Genomic DNA, 3,251 nt, shown 5'->3' on the forward strand with positions numbered 1-3,251 from the left:
TTTTAGAAAAATTTTCTAAGGTTTCATCGCTAGGGATTAATTCAAGAACATTAATTCCCATGTTAGTATCGTTCGCCGTGTGAGCTACTTTCCAATGGGGTGGAGTGTGTAGATTAACTCCGCTACTCAATGCTGCAAATGCACTTGAGGTAGCTGCCAACAATCCGCTTAATATTCCTACTATGATGTGTTTATTCATTTTTTCAGTCTCCATTAGTTTTTTCAGTATAGCCCATAAAATCACCTTCGGCATGAAATTGATAAATGTGCTATATTTGCCTTAAAGATCCTGTTGGAATGGTATTTTTTGGAAGCTTTTATGCAAAATGGAATTGATGTTTCTGAATATCAAGGAGTTATTCATTGGGAAAACGTGGCAAACGATCCTCTCGCCATTCAATTTGTTTTTGTCAGAAGTACTATTGGAATTACTGGGATTGATAAATATTTTTATCAAAATTACCAAGGCGTCGTCACACATAATCTCGCACCTGGAATTTATCATGTATTTAAAGCCAATGAAGATGGTTACTTGCAAGCTGAGGCACTGTGGAACGTGGTTAGCCGTTTATCTTTGCATCCTGAAGTGGCTTTTGATGTTGAAACGGCCATGGGTGAGCCGCCTGCTAGTGTTTTAAAAGAATTGACGAAGTTAGTAGAACGCTATAATCAATTATCAAACAGTAAAAATATTATCTACACCAATCCCAATTTTTGGAAAAATTTTATTGATGTGGATTTTAGCGATCGTTGTGCATTGTGGATTAGCGAATATGGTGTTTCTTATCCTCAAATCCCTCTCGGATGGCGCGATTGGAAATATTGGCAATATTCGCAAACTGGAACGATTAGCGGTATCCAAGGTGCCGTCGATTTAAATTACCGCAATACAAGCGCTGCGAACGCTAAGCTCACCAAACCGCTTTAAACACAGTTAATTAAAAACGTTAATAAGTCTTTGACAACTTACTTGAATCCAGTATAATCACCATCCTTCGTAATCGGCAATTGACACGCGCCCGTAGCTCAGTTGGATAGAGTACCTGGCTACGAACCAGAAGGTCGGAGGTTCGAATCCTTCCGGGCGCGCCAAAAAAAAACACCAAACCCTAATCACCATCAAACTTTCTAAAAAAACACCTAAGCCCAGCATTACGTTCCCGGAAGGGTTCGAACCGAAAGAGGTTCGACAAAATGCGCAGCGAAGAGCGCGTAAGCGCGGCGAAGCATTTTGGACGGCGCAGCCGCCCGCAGGGAGAGGAGAGAGCGAAGCGAACGACGAATCAATCCTTCCGGGCGCGCCAAAAAAAACACTCCTCTCGATCCCCGCAAAATCTAATGAATAATTTAAACTATCTCACGTCTATTTCTAACGAACCTTCATCATGTCCAACACATGTCATGGTTAAGTCTTTGTCTACCCCTGCCACTCTTCCTTTCTGAGGCATTTGTTGTCCACCAACCATATGTCCCTGTCCATTGACTACAAGTACGTGAGAAAAAACACACGGCGCTCCATCCCAGCCCACAGGTTTAACTTCAAAGTTATTGGTAGAATAGGTATTGTCCGATATGCAAATTAAGGGAAGAACCACTGTTTGCGGAAGTGATCCTGCAGTTTGATTGGGATTTGGGAGAATGGTAGATTGACCAATAGTTAGCTTTAAATCTGGCATACTCGAAGTATAATTAACAGGAATAATATTCTCTGATTTGGGACCATATTCGCAAGATGCTGCGTAAATAGTGGTACATGACCATAAGGCTGCTAAGGCAAATATTGGAACTATTCTTTTCATCATAACTTCCTCATTATTAAATTAATATAGGGTAACCCAAAAAAATAAAATCCCTATTTTTCATCTCAGGTCTCATTTTAAGATAGCATAAATTATCAGCATATCAACACACACGGATCATGGGATTGCCCGGTAATCACTTGTAAACGAATATATAACTCATCTGCCGAAGCGTTCGCGAGTTCTGCGAGCGTTGTAATCCCCAGCAATTCAAAATCTTGGCAAGTGGCTTTTCCAACATTCATCAGGCTTGAAAGTTCATTTTTTGTGGAGGGATTTTTAGCAGAGCTCATGGTCATTCACTCATCGGGCTGCCGATTTCAATAATAATGCCATTGAGGTCTCTTACGTAAGCTACGGTTTGTCCCCAAGGCTTTAAGGCAGGTTCTTGGATGGAAATAGCCCCATTATTAATCGCGTGATGATAATCTTGCTCCACATCATGGCTCTCTAAACCAATTTCAAATCCAGCCGCAGCATGGTGAGGATTATTGTTAATAAATTCCAGTCCATTTGATTGAGCTAATTCCGTTGAGGCAAACGCTAATTTGGTGTTGCCGGTATTGAGTTCGCCATAGTGTTTACTCTCGTGAAGAAAGCGCGTTTCCAGGTTAAAAGCTTTTTTGTAAAAGTTAAGCGTCTGCTCAACTTGATCCACATAAATAATGGTATAAGCAAATTTCATGTGAGTTCCCTCGGCTCTATTCTAACATCTAATCTTATTTCATTCGCCCAAAATATAATTTTGTTTCATACAAAAATTCGACTTGACCTTGATGCTGATGGCGGTCGAACAGTATTTTTAATGCGTTAATCATATCATCGTAACCGGCATCAGTTTCTCTTAAACTATAAGAAGTCGATAACAAGCGGCCTTTTAAACCTTCCCAGTCAAATAATTGAATATTAACAAAAGAAGTGGTTTGCATTGGGTATGGTGCAAAAAAATCGGCGAGTGCGGTTTTATCGAATTCTTCTGCGCGCGAATTTTTATAATCTTTACCATAGTCGATAATCAGTTGCTCATAGTCTTTGATGAATGGCGAATCTTGAGTATTGCGAACATTCCATATCAGCAGCGCATAACCTGGCGATTTTAGAATACGTTGAAATTCCATTTTGGCATTTGCTGCATCAAACCAATGAAAGGCCGTGCCTGCGGTTATCCAGTCGATGGAATTCTCAGGGAGAGTAGTGGCTTCGGCAATCGCATCGATGCTGTAGAAATGTGGGTAGTGTGCTAAATACTCTTCACCAGCTTCTCGCATACCCGAATTAGGCTCAATTCCGTAAACCCGATGACCTTGCTCAAGAAATAGTTTTGCCAGAAATCCCGTGCCCGATCCAATATCGGCAATCACGTGCTGGGGCTTAAGCATACCTTGCTGACTTAAAAAAGAATAAATGGCATCTGGGTAGTTTGGGCGATATTTTACGTAATGTTCTATGGTT

Annotated in this window: 6 protein-coding genes and 1 tRNA gene; 2 read left to right on the top strand and 5 right to left on the bottom strand. The window is 40.8% G+C overall.

Translation table 11 applies throughout. The features are described from left to right. Window positions 1–199 (bottom strand): hypothetical protein (locus tag KIT27_12355; protein MCW5590438.1); only part of this gene is annotated, 199 nt, incomplete at its 3' end. Between the two features lie 120 nt (window positions 200–319). Between KIT27_12355 and KIT27_12360 the strand changes: the two genes are divergently transcribed. Both KIT27_12360 and KIT27_12365 read left to right on the top strand, forming a co-directional pair. Continuing rightward, window positions 320–928, top strand: coding sequence for a glycoside hydrolase family 25 protein (locus KIT27_12360; GenBank protein MCW5590439.1), 609 nt, complete (start codon window positions 320–322; stop codon window positions 926–928). An 87-nt stretch (window positions 929–1,015) separates the two neighbouring features. Next, window positions 1,016–1,092: transfer RNA gene (locus tag KIT27_12365), tRNA-Arg, on the top strand. Window positions 1,093–1,352: 260 nt separating this feature from the next. On the opposite strand, the gene KIT27_12370 is transcribed toward KIT27_12365, so the two are convergent. From KIT27_12370 to KIT27_12385, 4 genes are all read right to left on the bottom strand, one after another. Then, the gene (locus tag KIT27_12370) at window positions 1,353–1,802 is read right to left on the bottom strand and encodes a hypothetical protein (GenBank protein MCW5590440.1); all 450 of its coding nucleotides are present in this window, start codon (window positions 1,800–1,802) and stop codon (window positions 1,353–1,355) included. Between the two features lie 92 nt (window positions 1,803–1,894). Then, the gene (locus KIT27_12375; protein MCW5590441.1) at window positions 1,895–2,092 is read right to left on the bottom strand and encodes a hypothetical protein; all 198 of its coding nucleotides are present in this window, start codon (window positions 2,090–2,092) and stop codon (window positions 1,895–1,897) included. 2 nt (window positions 2,093–2,094) lie between these two features. Further along, complete coding sequence (locus KIT27_12380) at window positions 2,095–2,484, bottom strand: VOC family protein (GenBank protein ID MCW5590442.1); 390 nt, start codon at window positions 2,482–2,484, stop codon at window positions 2,095–2,097. A 34-nt stretch (window positions 2,485–2,518) separates the two neighbouring features. Further along, window positions 2,519–3,251: class I SAM-dependent methyltransferase (locus tag KIT27_12385; protein ID MCW5590443.1), on the bottom strand; the 733-nt coding region annotated here is incomplete at its 5' end.

The organism is Legionellales bacterium (assembly GCA_026125385.1).
GTDB lineage: Bacteria > Pseudomonadota > Gammaproteobacteria > JAHCLG01 > JAHCLG01 > JAHCLG01.